The 13,339-nt window shown below is 55.5% G+C and carries 14 protein-coding genes; 7 read left to right on the top strand and 7 right to left on the bottom strand.

Going from position 1 to position 13,339, the window contains the following annotated elements:
- Positions 1–114 precede the first annotated feature (114 nt).
- Entirely contained in the window at positions 115–561 is a 447-nt protein-coding gene (locus DKB71_RS32665; protein ID WP_408601869.1) for a hypothetical protein, read from the top strand.
- A gap of 61 nt (positions 562–622) precedes the next feature.
- On the opposite strand, the gene motB is transcribed toward DKB71_RS32665, so the two are convergent.
- The 7 genes from motB to fliE form a co-directional block, all read right to left on the bottom strand.
- A complete protein-coding gene (gene motB, locus DKB71_RS32660; protein WP_408601868.1) occupies positions 623–1,504 on the bottom strand; it encodes a flagellar motor protein MotB in 882 nt (293 codons plus the stop codon).
- A complete protein-coding gene (motA, locus tag DKB71_RS32655) occupies positions 1,504–2,376 on the bottom strand; it encodes a flagellar motor stator protein MotA (RefSeq protein WP_408601867.1) in 873 nt (290 codons plus the stop codon). The genes motB and motA overlap by 1 nt, the downstream gene beginning before the upstream one ends.
- Positions 2,377–2,612: 236 nt before the next feature.
- On the bottom strand, positions 2,613–3,689 hold the full coding sequence (locus DKB71_RS32650; protein ID WP_408601866.1) for a hypothetical protein: 1,077 nt from the start codon (positions 3,687–3,689) through the stop codon (positions 2,613–2,615).
- A 116-nt stretch (positions 3,690–3,805) separates the two neighbouring features.
- Positions 3,806–4,198 carry a hypothetical protein gene (locus DKB71_RS32645; protein WP_408601865.1) on the bottom strand — a complete coding sequence of 131 codons (393 nt, stop codon included), beginning with the start codon at positions 4,196–4,198 and terminating at the stop codon, positions 3,806–3,808.
- Entirely contained in the window at positions 4,179–4,583 is a 405-nt protein-coding gene (fliS, locus tag DKB71_RS32640; RefSeq protein ID WP_408601864.1) for a flagellar export chaperone FliS, read from the bottom strand. The genes DKB71_RS32645 and fliS overlap by 20 nt, the downstream gene beginning before the upstream one ends.
- Before the next feature lie 16 nt (positions 4,584–4,599).
- The gene (fliD, locus tag DKB71_RS32635; protein WP_408601863.1) at positions 4,600–5,961 is read right to left on the bottom strand and encodes a flagellar filament capping protein FliD; all 1,362 of its coding nucleotides are present in this window, start codon (positions 5,959–5,961) and stop codon (positions 4,600–4,602) included.
- A 126-nt stretch (positions 5,962–6,087) separates the two neighbouring features.
- Positions 6,088–6,405, bottom strand: a complete 318-nt coding sequence (gene fliE / locus DKB71_RS32630) for a flagellar hook-basal body complex protein FliE (RefSeq protein WP_408601862.1) — start codon at positions 6,403–6,405, stop codon at positions 6,088–6,090.
- A 261-nt stretch (positions 6,406–6,666) separates the two neighbouring features.
- On the opposite strand from fliE, the gene fliF reads away from it, so the two are divergent.
- Genes fliF through DKB71_RS32600 form a run of 6 tightly spaced genes read left to right on the top strand, consistent with a single transcriptional unit; the run spans position 6,667 to position 13,309 of the window.
- Positions 6,667–8,421 (top strand): flagellar basal-body MS-ring/collar protein FliF, encoded by a 1,755-nt coding sequence (gene fliF, locus DKB71_RS32625; protein WP_408601861.1) that lies wholly within the window; start codon positions 6,667–6,669, stop codon positions 8,419–8,421.
- Complete coding sequence (gene fliG, locus DKB71_RS32620) at positions 8,418–9,428, top strand: flagellar motor switch protein FliG (protein WP_408601860.1); 1,011 nt, start codon at positions 8,418–8,420, stop codon at positions 9,426–9,428. The genes fliF and fliG overlap by 4 nt, the downstream gene beginning before the upstream one ends.
- The gene (locus DKB71_RS32615; RefSeq protein ID WP_408602317.1) at positions 9,412–10,128 is read left to right on the top strand and encodes a flagellar assembly protein FliH; all 717 of its coding nucleotides are present in this window, start codon (positions 9,412–9,414) and stop codon (positions 10,126–10,128) included. The genes fliG and DKB71_RS32615 overlap by 17 nt, the downstream gene beginning before the upstream one ends.
- Positions 10,125–11,486: a flagellar protein export ATPase FliI gene (gene fliI / locus DKB71_RS32610; RefSeq protein ID WP_408601859.1), complete on the top strand. Its 1,362-nt coding sequence runs from the start codon at positions 10,125–10,127 to the stop codon at positions 11,484–11,486. The genes DKB71_RS32615 and fliI overlap by 4 nt, the downstream gene beginning before the upstream one ends.
- 31 nt (positions 11,487–11,517) lie before the next feature.
- Complete coding sequence (gene fliJ, locus DKB71_RS32605; protein ID WP_408601858.1) at positions 11,518–11,988, top strand: flagellar export protein FliJ; 471 nt, start codon at positions 11,518–11,520, stop codon at positions 11,986–11,988.
- Positions 11,989–11,992: 4 nt separating this feature from the next.
- Positions 11,993–13,309 (top strand): flagellar hook-length control protein FliK, encoded by a 1,317-nt coding sequence (locus DKB71_RS32600; RefSeq protein ID WP_408601857.1) that lies wholly within the window; start codon positions 11,993–11,995, stop codon positions 13,307–13,309.
- Positions 13,310–13,339 lie beyond the last annotated feature (30 nt).

Below are 13,339 nucleotides of genomic sequence, written 5' to 3'. Positions count from 1 at the left end.
AAAGGGCACCTTCGAGTGCTCTTTTGATTCCCGTCAATACATAGCATTCGTTTGCGACCCCCGTATCTACCAGGGTAAGCTGGGCCATCGGCATTTTTAACTTTGGAGACAACCATGCCTAAGACCGTCACGCCTCAGACCATCAAAGCTTTTGCCATTGAGCACGGGATGCGCGAGTTTTCCTTTGGGGGATTTGAGCTGGACAACGGTTATGAGTACGTTGGCATCAGCCTGTTTGAGACTGCGGCCCTGGCCCAGGCAGACATCAACGCCGACATCGCTCTCGCCAAGGACAACCGCGACGAAGAAGGTCTCGTAGAAGGTGATGATGACTACGCCTCGGATGACGAGATCGAAAATGACAATGGCTCGGTAGCTGAGGTCGTTATTCACGCTGACGGGCAGATGTTCGACTCCTACGGCCTGAACCTTACCCCGATCATGGCAGCCTCGCAGAACCAGACCCACCAACAGGTCGCCGAGAACATGGTTCAGTACTTCAACTACGCGGTCGCTCGCGAAAAGAAACCATCGGTTGAGAGCGACGGCCCGCAGCCGTAAGCGCATTCGCTGTCAGCAACAAAAAAGGGCCCCTTCGGGGGCCCTTTTGCTTCTACGGGATTTACATTCTGCCCAGCGGATTGGGCGCCTGCAGCTGATCCGGGGTCAGCATCTTGTCATGCTGGTTGAGGATCGACTTCCTCTCGTAGCTGTCGACGACGATGATCGCAATCCTGCGGTTGATCGCATCGAGCTCTTTGGCACCCTGGAACCTCAGCATGTCGGCCATACCGGAAACCCGGAGCAGCTTGCCCGAGTCCAGGCCACCGATCACCATTTCCCGACGAGACGAGTTGGCGCGTTCAGCGGACAGCTCCCAGTTGCTGTAGCCCTTCTCACCGCCAGCGTAAGGCCGGCTGTCAGTGTGGCCGCTGATCTGAATGCTGTTTGGCAGCTGATTCAGGATCGGCGCAATGATGCGCAGCAGCTCGCTCATGTACGGGGCAACCTTGGCGCTTCCGACCTCGAACATTGGGCGCTTATCCGAGTCAACCAGCTGGATGCGCAGACCTTCAGGGATCAGATCGATGAGGATCTGGTCTTTAAAGTCCTTGAGCAGCGGGTTGATATCGATTGCCTCTTCCAGCCGACGCTTAAGGTCTTCCAGGTTCCTACGCTCGATTGCCCGGTTTTGCTGGCGGATGTCGATGTTGCGCACTTCGCCTTCGCTGTAAGACGGATCTGGCCCGCCGCCAGGGATTGCGCTATCGCTGGCGCTGTCCCGGTCACCGTTGGTAAGCGCGACTACGAGCGGGGTACGAAAGTATTCCGCTACGGCTTTGCGCTGCTCTGGGTTGGAGGTCGAGAGGATCCACAACACCAGAAACAACGCCATCATTGCCGTCATGAAGTCAGCAAACGCAATCTTCCAGGCGCCACCGTGGTGCGGGTGCGCCGCCTTCTTGCGCTTGATGATAATCGGGCGTTTGTCGTCAGCTTTCATTAAGCGGTACCGGTCTTCTTGCTTTCACGGAGGATTTCTTCGAGCTCCATCGAGGTCGGACGCTCATCCATGTGAAGCGCTTTACGGCCAAACTCAACGGCGACCTGTGGCTGGTAACCATGGAGGCTGGCCAGGATGGTCATGCGAATGCACTGAAGGGCCTTTTCCGACTCGGCGACTTGCCTTTCGATCTTGGTTGCCAGTGGGTTGAAGAACCCGTAGGCCAGCAAGATGCCCAGGAAGGTACCCACGAGCGCGTGAGCGATCATTTCGCCCATTTGCTGCGGCGTTGCATCAGCAATCGTCAAAGCCTTCACCACGCCCATTACAGCGGCAACGATACCGAAGGCTGGCATGGCGTCTGCCACTTTGTTGAATGCGTCGGCACTCAAGCTCAGTTCGTGTTCGAGTTCTTCGATTTCATGGAGCATCAACTCATCGAGTTCGTGCGGGTTGATGTTCCCTCCTCCCACCATCATGCGCATGTAATCGCAGATGAAATTCAGGAGCATTGGGTCTGCCATGATTTTCGGGTGTTTTTGGAACATCGGGCTGTTTTGAGGATCTTCAATGTCGTTCTCGATCCCCTTCATGCCTTCACGCTTGGACTTGGTCAGCAAGGTGTACAGCAGCACCATCAGTTCAACGTAGGTGGCTTTGTTGTATTTCGTGCTTCGTTTGAGCCTGGATGCCGACCTGAGGACGCCCATCATCGCCTTACGGTTGTTTGCGGCGATGAATGCACCTACGCCGGCACCGCCGATGATGAGAAGCTCAGTAGGCTGCCACAGGGGCCCCAAGCTGCCGCCTGATAGGACATAACCTCCGAACACGGAGAACAGGACGACGAGATAGCCGATAGCAATAAACACAGAAAGTTGTCCTTCGATTATTTTTATTATAGATCGGACAAGCCGAAGCTTTTCTTGACCGAAAACCTTGAAATAGAGCCTTTATTTGCACACAAATATGCATTTTGTGGTGCGGCAAAAAGCAGCATCTCAACCGGAAGCGGTCTTATAGCGTCAATTTTACGTATTTATTCGTGGTTTTCAATCAATTACGGATCTGCGAGGGATGCAGATCCTTGACGTTGATCAACAAGCCTTCAAAGATACGAGACTTGTTCTGTTGTCCAGGTAGCGATATCAGCACAAACGTCGAACAAAGCCCCTGGCAGCGCCTGGTCGAAATCCAACTGCATGAGCAGCCCCATCAGCTCAGGGCCCATGTTTACCGGGACGCCTTTATGAACCGCGTGGGCAATGATGTGTTCGGCTTGCTGGCCATACTCAAGCTCAAACGGGGTTTGTGCTCGCTTGGTGTAGGCGTTCGGTGTGTTGAGCAATGGCAGCTTTAAGGGTTGCTTCTCCTCCAGCCGGCTGACCAGCTTTCGGTAAAACTTAACCTTGGTGATGCCGTAGGTGGCGAACCGCTCACGGAACTTAAGCTCGTCCCTACGGAAATACTCCTGGATCAGCGCCGAATAGCCAATCATCCGCAGGTGCAGCTCCTCACCACTGAGCTGAAGGTCGTAATCGATGTAAGAGAACGCCGGGTGCTCCAGCCTTAACAGGCAGCGCCAGATGATCGGCCTATCGCCCTCTTCACCGACAGTCTCCTCCGGAGAGCGGATAAAGCCCTCGTAGGATCGCTGAAAGAGAATGGTCATCGGGTAACCAGTCGCAACATCCCCTTCCACCCTGAGGCTGGCATTACCCAGCAATTCAAGCTGATGACGGATCATGTACTGCTGGCGCTCTTGAGCAGAAGCAAGCCGCTGCCCCAAGGGTTGCGAATATGACGACTCCTCCCCTTCAACGATCCCGTGCCCCTTAAATTGTGGCTCCAGCGCCAGCTGGTCGAGGGAGAATTCACCCTTTGACCATTTTAAGACATGGGATTCGTAAAAGAGGCCGCTGCTGATGACCTGGTTTCTCAGGTGCTGGGCAAGCACACCGGGTGCTGAGAGCTTGGCGAACGGCAGAGGAAGCAACCGTAGCGCCGGCACCAGGCCCGGTGGGAATTTCATGAGGACGTCGGCAATCGTACGAGCAGCCTCGTTGAGCGTGGTGATCGTCGAGGGTGTAACACCCGCCAGACGGTTTGCCTGGTAAGCAGCAATCCCCTTGGTCTGCTTGGAGGCGCTGTCGTTGAGCCTTGAGTCGCTGCTCAACTCGCGCATTGCGTCCCCCGGCTGAACAGGAGGCACCATCAAGGGCCTCTTGTCAGCAGGAGTCGCACCCACTCCCTTTGCCGTGGTCTGTACAAGCAAGGTGTCCAGAAGTGGGTTAACGCCCATCATTTTCGATTTTTCCCAAACAGATCGAGCGCACCATAGGTGCCTGTCCGAATAACCTTGCCGAAGCTCTTGCCTTCTAGCTCGCGCTCATCAGCCGCTTTGATCAGTGTACCCAGGTGCATTTTTTGCGCGTACACCCTGCTCTCATACTCGGTCATGACCTTGATGATTCTGGCCAGCAGGTCAGTCAGAAGGTCGAGTTCGCTTTGAGGGACGCCCTCTTCATGCACCACCGCCGCAGGGCGATCCTCGTGGAGAGACTTCACCTTCTCCAGTTCGACAATCTCGTCCCAGGCCCCCTTTTTAGCGAGGGCCAGGTATTGATTGGCCAGATTGAGGTAGCGCTGATAGGAGATGATCCGATCAGTGACTTCAGGAAGATTGCTGTGCACCCTGACCCCCTACTTCGCGCCAGGCCGAACCAACTGTCTCAAGCAGCACGCTCGCCTCTTCAAGCTTGGCATCACTGTTTTCCCGGTTTGCTTTGGCCAGGAGCCTGGAGATGTAATCGTAGTAACGCTCCAGGTTCGCGACAACTTCGCCACCCTTTTGGACATCCAGGCCACCGATCAAACCGATGTTGACGATGTCCATAGCCTTGGAAATTGCCTTTCCCTTCTCCTCAATGTTGCCAGCCTGCATATGCAGGCGAGCAGCACGGATTTTTTCCTGAGCACCATCAAACAGCATGGTGATCAGCTTGTGAGGCGATGCCTGCAGAGCCTGAGATTCGACTCCGACACGAGCATAAGCATTCGCGCCGCGCATTCGGTTCATAGTTGATCCTTGGCTATTAGCTGCTGGAAGAGTTCTTCGCCATGATATTGAATTGCTCAGTCAGGTACGACATGGTGGAGTTGTTCTTACTCACCAGGGTGTCGAGGGACGAAAACTGAGTTCTGTAACGAGAGACCGTTGCCTGAATGCTGTCTTCCATCTTGTCAGCTTGCTCGGTCAACGACTCGTTGGCCTTGGTCAGGCCAGCAGTAGCGGTCTCAAGCGGCCCTTCGGTCGACAGAAGATTGGTCAGCGTCTTGTCCAGGCGGGTGGCAAAGCCATCAGTTCCGGAAAAGAACGAGGTGACCGCATCGCCATTGGTTTCGATGGCCTTGGTCAGCTTTTCGTCATCGATGACCAGGGTGCCGTCAACGTTCAGCTTCACGCCGAACTGCGCCATGATCTGGTATTCACCAGTCTGGGCAGTGTTCATCGAATCCGAGATGGTCGACTTGATACCGCGTAGCGTTGAGTCACCGAGCAGTTTACCCGACAGCGTTGGATCTTCGTTGAACGAAGTCGTGCTTGCCGTGGTTTTGATGTAGGCGTTGTAAGCATCTACGAACGACTGAATCGAGGTTTTGACTGCGCCGGTGTCTTTAGCAACGGTAACGGTTTGGGTACTACCAGCCTGATTGACCGTCATCGTGACGCCACCAATGGCCTCTTCCAGCGTGTTCGACTGGCTGCTGATCGAGATACCGTTAACTTCGATCTCGGCGTTCGCGGCTGCCTGCACCTGAGTCATGCTGCCACCGTGAGCCGCATCATTCAGTTTGGTGGACAGGTCACCGGTACCGGCGAAGCTCACCGAAACTTGATTGTCAGTGCCGGTGGTTTTGGAAGCAATTGACAGCTTGTACGGGTTGGTTGCATCACCGGTGTTGATGATGGTGGCGCTGACGCCGGCACCCGAGTTGTTGATCTGGTTGCGGATCGTCTCCAGCGTGCTGCCTTCGGCGATATCGATGTCGACGTCCTTACCGCCAACGCCAATGGTCAGCTTACCAGCGCCTGCGATAGGGTCGGTTTTGCTGGAAAAGTTTTCGGTGGCAACGTTGTGAGCCTGGGCCAGAGTGTTCACTTTGACCTGGTAGCTGCCGGCGACGGCACCTGAGCTTGCCGCTACAGAAACACCGGTACCAGAAGAAGTGGCGCTGGTAGGCGAGAACGTCTTCGACTGCTTGAGCGCTTGGACGGTTTTCTGCAACTCTGTCAGGGAGCTTTTGAGCGATCCGTAAGCAGAGATCTTTGCGGTGTTGCTCTTTTGCTTGGTGGTGATCGGTGTCAGCTTGCTGCGCTCAGCTGCTTCGATCTGAGTCAGAAGACTGTCCAGCGGAAGACCGGAGCCGACGCCAATGGTGCTAATCGATGCCATGATTGCCTCTACAAATGTCTCGACGTTCCAACGGGCTTGTCGAACGTCAATAAATAGCTATTGTTTGTCTATCGGTGCAATTCCTCCCAAACTTGACTCCGAAATGAAAAAAACCACCACGGGGTCTTAAACCTGCATGGACATCACCTCTTTGTAGGCACCCACCATCTTGTTGCGCACCTGGGTAGCCATGGTGAACGCAAGGCCCGCCTTCTGCATGTCCACCATCACATCATTGAGGTTCACATTGGGGTCGCCAGCCTGGAAGGCTTTGACGCCAGACTCAGACTTCGCCTGAAGGTTGTTCACACGGCGGATCGACTGCTGAAGCTCACCGGCGAAACCACCTGCCCCGCCACTCATCGCTTTGGACTCGATGCCTGAGGCCATATTGGCCACAGATTGCAGGGATTGGATCGTCGATTGAAGGGCATCAATTGCCATTAAGTGTTTGTCCTGTATGGTTCTTTCTGAGGAAATTGATTATGCTTCAACACCTAGCGGGCTGTCGAGATTGCATGAGAATCGCAGGGCAGCTCAAATACGGCCTTTTTAGGTCGTTTTGTGCGCCTGGAGACTGAGATAATTGCCATCTATTGACATTCGCAACGGCTGGGCCTTGGTGCCGGGCTTTAGCCTTCAACGTGGACTATAGGACACATATGTTTTCCATCCTATCGTATAGCGCCGATGTAGCATCCGGAGGTGCATGTGAGTGATCCCACTCAGGCCAAAATGGCTACATCTTCTGCAGCGCCTACAGCTTCAGCTGGATACCAGCAACTCCTCACGTTCGCCAAAAAGAAGCCGATAATCCCTATCGTTGCCATTGGTGCGACCGTGAGCATCATCGCCGGACTGTTCATGTGGGCTAACTCCACTGAATACCGCGTGATGTATTCCAACATCAGCGATGCTGATGGCGGCCAGATCATTACTGAGCTGCAGAAAAAGAACATCCCATTCAAGCTCGGACAGGATGGCCACACCCTCCTCGTTCCTGCTGATCAGGTGCATACCCTGCGCCTGCAACTGGCTGAACAAGGCCTGCCAAAAGCTGGCAACGTCGGTTTCGAGCTTCTGGACAATCAGAGCTTCGGTATCAGTCAGTTCGCTGAACACATCAATTTCCAACGCGGCCTTGAAGGGGAGCTGGCTCGATCCATTGAGTCGCTTGGCCCGGTAGCGAGCGCCCGTGTTCACCTGGTGATGGCTAAAAACTCTGTTTTTGCCCGTGACCGTGAAGCGGCGAGCGCCTCTGTGGTTCTGAACCTGCAGCCTGGCCGAGAGCTTGGCCCAGGCCAGGTCGAATCCATTACCTACATGGTCGCTTCCAGTGTGCCCCACTTGCCTGTCGAGTCGGTCACCGTTGTTGACCAGCAGGGTCGCCTTCTTTCCAGGCCTAGCCGTGGCAAGAACAAAGACCTGGACAGCACGCAACTGGCTTACACCGACGAGATCGAAACTTCGTATCAGCGTCGAATCGAGACGATCCTTGCTCCTATCGTCGGCCAAAACAATGTCAAGGCCCAGGTAACGGCGCAAATTGACTTTGCGACCCGTGAGCAAACGGCTGAGAAGTACGGCCCGAACCAGCCTCCTAACGAGGCGGCGATTCGCAGTCAGCAGATTACCGAGAACTACTCCGATGGCGATTTCGCTCGCGGTGTTCCAGGTGCCCTGACCAACAGTCCTCCTAACGCTCCGGCAATCACCACGCCTACTGGCGGGGCAAAGCCTCCAGCCAAAGGCGCTCAGGCGAAGAATCAGGCTCAAGCCAATCAGGCTACCGCTACTACTCAAGCGGACGCTGGCGCTGGCCGTCATGGCACCATGAGCTCGGACAAGATGATCAACTACGAGGTTGATCGGAATATCGAGCACGTCCAACAGCACCGTGGTGGCGTAATGCGCCTCTCCGCCGCCGTTGTCGTTAACTACAAAGAAGTGACCGACAGCGAAGGCAAAGTCAGCAATGTTGCCCTGACTGAAGAAGAAATGGCCGGCATCAACCGTTTGGTTCGCCAGGCTATGGGCTTCTCTGCTCAGCGTGGTGATGAAGTGGCGGTGATCAACAGCCCTTTCAACAACACCAAAGAAACCATCGAAGAGCTCGTTTGGTGGAAAACGCCTGAGTTCTTCAACCTGGCAAGCACGCTGTCCAAGAACCTGATGGTCTTGCTCGCTGGCCTGTTGGCTTACTTTGCGGGTGTTAGGCCTTTCCTGCGTAAACGCACCCAAGCCGTCGAAGCCGAGAAAGCTGCACTGGTTATCGAACAGCAACGCGCCGCTGAAGCAGCTCAACAATCGGCTCAACCTCAGCAGGACGAGAAGGCTCCTCCATTCCGCCGCCGCAAACCAAGCTACGAAAGTAACCTGCAAGGTTTCCGGGAAATGGCGATGGAAGACCCACAACTTGTGGCCGGTGTACTCAGCAGCTGGATGAAAGAAAACAAATGACCGATAAAGTTGAGACCAACCAAGGGTTGCGCAACAGCGCAATCCTGCTGATGACTCTCGATCAAGATGCGGCAGCTGAGGTTGTTAAGCTGCTGCACCCTAGTTACCAGCAAAAAGTCAGTCTTGAAATGTCTCGCCTGGGCAGCAACATCTCGCATGACGAACTCAAGAAGATCCTTGAAGAGTTCATGCGTGACGCTGAACAGCACGCGGCACTGAACGTACAGGCTACGGAGCATATCCGCGCCGTACTGACCAAGGCCCTGGGCGCTGAAAAAGCGGCTCAGATCCTCGACGACATCACTGAAGATCAGCAAAGCGCGTTCGGCATCGACAAGCTCAACCTTATGGAACCGAGCATTGTTGCCGAGATCATCCGTGAGGAGCACCCGCAGATCATCGCCACCATCATGGTGCACTTGGATCGCATGCAAGCTCGGAACATTCTCGAAATGTTCGACGAGAAGCTGCGAAACGACGTGGTTGTGCGTATTGCCCGCTTCACCGGTGTGCAGCCGGCTGCTTTGCAGGAACTCACCGAGTCGCTGGCGAAAATGCTCGACGGCCAGAACCTCAAGCGCAGCAAAATGGGTGGGGTCAAAGCAGCCGCCGAGATCATCAACACCATGCAACACCTTCAGGAAGAATCGGCCATCAACGCTATCCGCGAGTTGGACGAAGACCTGGCGCAGAAGATCGTCGACGAAATGTTCGTGTTCGAGAACCTGCTGGAACTGGACGCCCGCAGCATTCAGCTCATTATCGATCAAATCGATACGAACATGCTGGCTGTTGCACTCAAAGGCGCTCCACCAGACCTGCAAGACAAGTTCATCAACACCATGTCCAAGCGTGGCGCAGAAATGTTCCGCGACGACATGGAACAGCGCGGCCCAATGCGTATGTCTCAAGTCGAGGCAGAGCAGAAAAACATCCTGCAGGTTGTTCGTCGCCTGGCAGCCTCCGGCGAAATTGTGATTGGCGGTGGCGATGACCAATACGTCTGATCAACCGCACTGGTCGACGTGGAACATGAACCCTCTGGTTGGCGCTCAAGCCTCCCAGAGGGAGCCTACCGTCCAGCAGAAAGCCAAAACCGCCCTGGAGCTTGCCGAACAGGCTGAATTCAAGCGCAACTCTGAGATCCAGGCGCTTCGAGATCATGCTTGCCAGGAAGGCTATGAGGCCGGCTTCAAAAAAGGTCACGAAGAGGCCCATGACGAGGGGTTCGCTAAGGGTCTGGAGGAAGGAAAGGCTGAAGGTCTCTCCCTCCTCCGTGACCAGGCTCGCAAAACTGTTGAGCCGCTGACGCACCTGGCCAGGAATTTCACCGAAGGGCTTGCTGAGCTCGACGGTGAGATCGCCAATCAGGTGGCTGCGCTGGCGCTGAAAATCAGCGAACAGATCGTGGGGAAAGCCATTCAAGACTCCCCGGAGCAGATCCTGACTGTCGTTAAGCAGTTGATGCACCATGAACCTGAACTGCGTGGCAGGCCAAAGTTACATTTGAACCCGGAAGACTTCGCCATCGTTCATGAGCACCACAACACCGAGCTTGAGGCTTTGGACTGGACGTTGCGTTCCGACGAGCTGATCACACGCGGTGGCTGCAAGGTCGTCAGTAAAAGCGGTGATCTGGATGCGACCATGGAATCGCGCTGGGCTCAGATCCATGATGAGTTTAAGCGCCAGGGCGTGTACGAATGAACCGTCATGCCGATGTATGGAGCAACCGTCTCTCCAGCTTGGAATCAGGCATCGGACAGTCCAGGGCTTATCAAGTCAGCGGTCGAATCACCAAAGCCGCTGGCATGGTGCTTGAGGCCGTTGGGCTTGAGATCCCGGTGGGTGGTGTATGCCGGATCGAACTGAAGGACGGAGCTACCGTTACCTATGCAGAAGCCGAAGTTGTCGGTTTCTCCGAGGAGCGTCTGTTCCTGATGCCCCTTGAGGAAATCAGCGGTCTGATGCCTGGCGCTCGGATTCTCCCCCTGTCTGGCGATGGTTCTCAGCAGAGTGCCCGCAAGTTCCCCCTGGGCGATGCCCTCCTCGGTCGTGTTGTAGATGGCAGCGGCGTCCCTCTGGATCGTAAAGGCCCATTGTTCGATGCCATTCACGAACCACTGTCGACTCCTACGCTGAACCCGCTTGACCGCGAACCTATCAAAGAGCAGATCGACGTTGGCGTTCGCGCCATCAACGCCCTGCTTAGCGTTGGCCGTGGCCAGCGTATGGGTCTGTTTGCAGGCTCTGGTGTTGGTAAGTCGGTTCTGCTCGGCATGATGGCTCGCTACACCACCGCCGATGTGATCGTGGTAGGCCTAATCGGTGAACGGGGCCGGGAAGTTAAAGACTTCATCGACAACATCCTCGGTGAAGAAGGTATTCGCCGTGCAGTGGTCGTGGCAGCGCCAGCCGATGAGTCGCCTCTTAAGCGCCTGCAAGGCGCGAGCTACGCTACTCGCCTGGCCGAGCATTACCGAGACCAGGGTCGCAGTGTGTTGCTGATCATGGACTCGCTGACGCGATATGCCATGGCGCAGCGGGAGATTGCTCTGGCCATCGGTGAGCCGCCTGCCACGAAGGGCTATCCGCCTTCGGTGTTTGCCAAACTGCCTAAGCTTGTTGAACGTACCGGTAACGGCCCAGAAGGGGGTGGATCGATCACTGCGTTCTATACCGTCCTCACGGAAGGTGATGACCAGCAGGATCCGATTGCTGACTCGGCCCGTGCGATCCTGGATGGTCACATCGTGCTTTCGCGTCAGCTGGCCGAAAGTGGGCACTACCCTGCCATCGATGTCGAAGCCTCGATCAGCCGGGTAATGGTGGAAGTGACCTCTAAAGAGCAGCTTCAAAAGGCTCAGACGTTTAAGCAGTACCTCTCGAGCTACCAGCGTAACCGTGACCTGATCAACGTGGGTGCTTACTCACCAGGACGCGACAACGTGCTCGATACCGCCGTCCAGCTCTACCCTCATCTTGCAAGCTTCCTCCAGCAAGGCATGCACGAAAAAGCGAACATTGGTGATGCAGTGACCAAACTCAATGCTATTATTCGCTAAATATTGACACCCCCACTCCCTGAGCCCCTGAATGTCTGACACATCTGCGCTAGACACATTGGTCGAACTGACCAAAGAAGTGCTCGACAACGCTGCCCTGCGGTTGGCCAAAAGCCGTCGCAGTGAGCAGCAAGCCAGGGAGTATCTGAGTACCTTGCAGAATTATCGCCAGGAATACGCCAGGGAGCTGCAGAAGCTCATGCGTAAGGGCATCGACTCGATGACCCGTGGTAATTACCGAAGCTTCCTCAATTCCCTGGATCAGGCTATCGAACAGGCCAATCGCTCCGTAAACGAGCAAGTAACCAACGTCGACCTGAACCAAACCCACTGGAAAGACCAGTACATCAAGCTGAACTCGTTCGAAACACTCATTGGTCGCCGGCAGCAAACGGCAAAGCTGGCTGCCAGCCGGGTGGAACAACGACAAGCTGATGAAATGAGCGCTCAGATGCTCCTTCGCCAAAGGCACAACTACGACTCCCCTTCTCCAGGATTTTAAGACCATGTCCACAGTATCTCTTCCAGGCCTGATTTCGGCGGCTCCCGAGCCGGTAGTCGGCGTTGCCTCCAAGAAATCGGCTGTCGACCCGGCCTCGTCAAATTCATTCGGCACTGCGCTGAACAAAGCTTTGCCACCAAAGCCTGACGCTAAAAAGCCTGAGGCTTCTGACAAGGGCCTGGCGCCCGAGCCAGGTAAAGGCGTAGCCGAATCTACGATTCAAGAACCGACTCCCCCATTGGATGCTGAAACCCCTGTGAAGGCGGACGACAGTAAACCGCTGACTGAGCCGGTTAAGCCTGATGCACCAGCCCTCGGTGACGAGACAGACGCAGCCCCTGAAGTCGATGGCCCAGTGGTTGCTGTAGACCCTGTCGCGCCTCTGCCACAGGCGCTGACTGAAGGCTTGGTGGCGAACCAGCCGCCTCAGGTGCCAGGTCTTACCTCCTCTGAAAACGCCAAGGACTTTAAGCCTGCGGACAATACCGTAGGATCTTCTGTGCTTGCTTCCATTCAGATGTCCAGAAAAATGGAAAGCCAGAAAGGTGGTCTGATCCCACAGAGCACAGATGCGCCAAAAGACATTGCCGCTGTAGCAGCTGAGGTTAAACAGGGCCTGCATGGCAAAGATCAAGCGCCAGCCGCCCCTGTAAATCCATTCGGCACGAACGCAAAAGCTGACGTGAAGACCGCTCCACAACCGGCGCCGGCTGTCGCGCCAACCGTTGAGCCAGCTACGCAATCGGCGAGCGCCCCAGTCCCGCAAATACCAGCCGGTAGCGACCATAAAGCTACTTCGGCACCAGCTGACTTGAACACGCCCGGCATTCCAACTGCGGCGCACGTTACCGGTCAGTCCCAAACCCAGGCCCTAAACCAGCCAACGGGGCCGAATCTGACCGCACAAGTCGCCACCCAGGAGTGGAACAAAGGCTTTGGCCAGCAGGTAGTCAATATGCACCTGCGTGGCGATCAGACGATGGAGCTGAACCTGCATCCTCAGGATCTGGGCCCTATCTCGATCACCCTGAAAGTCTCCGATGCGTCCCAGGCTCACGCCCAGTTCTTCTCGCATAACGCCCAGGTGCGTTCGGCAATCGAGCAGGCCCTGCCCCAGCTGAAAGAAGCAATGGCCGAGCAAGGCATTTCCCTGGGCCAAACTTCGGTGGGTGACCAGCGCCAGCAGCAGTCATTCCGCGACACAGAGTCGCAGGCTGTCAGCAGCCGCGAGGTTAGCGAATCACTGAACCTGGTTGACGTTTCGTCTGAAAAACCACCTGCAAATCAACAAGTTGATGGGCAAATCAGTACCTATGCGTAACCAAGTCGGATAAGATATCACCCAATTGCA

The sequence above is a fragment of the Pseudomonas sp. PLMAX genome (genome assembly GCF_046042685.1).
Lineage (GTDB): Bacteria > Pseudomonadota > Gammaproteobacteria > Pseudomonadales > Pseudomonadaceae > Aquipseudomonas > Aquipseudomonas putida_AE.
The sequence above is the reverse complement of the archived record's forward strand: the minus strand, read 5'-3'. Positions and strand labels throughout refer to the sequence as shown.

What these genes read in the sequence shown, in the direction of transcription:
- DKB71_RS32665 (WP_408601869.1), top strand. Translation starts at nt 115, where the DNA reads ATGCCTAAGACCGTCACGCCTCAGACCATCAAAGCTTTTGCCATTGAG.
- fliE (WP_408601862.1), bottom strand. Translation starts at nt 6,405, where the DNA reads ATGGCAATTGATGCCCTTCAATCGACGATCCAATCCCTGCAATCTGTG.
- motB (WP_408601868.1), bottom strand. Translation starts at nt 1,504, where the DNA reads ATGAAAGCTGACGACAAACGCCCGATTATCATCAAGCGCAAGAAGGCG.
- DKB71_RS32600 (WP_408601857.1), top strand. Translation starts at nt 11,993, where the DNA reads ATGTCCACAGTATCTCTTCCAGGCCTGATTTCGGCGGCTCCCGAGCCG.
- fliJ (WP_408601858.1), top strand. Translation starts at nt 11,518, where the DNA reads ATGTCTGACACATCTGCGCTAGACACATTGGTCGAACTGACCAAAGAA.
- fliI (WP_408601859.1), top strand. Translation starts at nt 10,125, where the DNA reads ATGAACCGTCATGCCGATGTATGGAGCAACCGTCTCTCCAGCTTGGAA.
- DKB71_RS32615 (WP_408602317.1), top strand. Translation starts at nt 9,412, where the DNA reads ATGACCAATACGTCTGATCAACCGCACTGGTCGACGTGGAACATGAAC.
- fliG (WP_408601860.1), top strand. Translation starts at nt 8,418, where the DNA reads ATGACCGATAAAGTTGAGACCAACCAAGGGTTGCGCAACAGCGCAATC.
- DKB71_RS32650 (WP_408601866.1), bottom strand. Translation starts at nt 3,689, where the DNA reads ATGCGCGAGTTGAGCAGCGACTCAAGGCTCAACGACAGCGCCTCCAAG.
- fliD (WP_408601863.1), bottom strand. Translation starts at nt 5,961, where the DNA reads ATGGCATCGATTAGCACCATTGGCGTCGGCTCCGGTCTTCCGCTGGAC.
- fliS (WP_408601864.1), bottom strand. Translation starts at nt 4,583, where the DNA reads ATGAACCGAATGCGCGGCGCGAATGCTTATGCTCGTGTCGGAGTCGAA.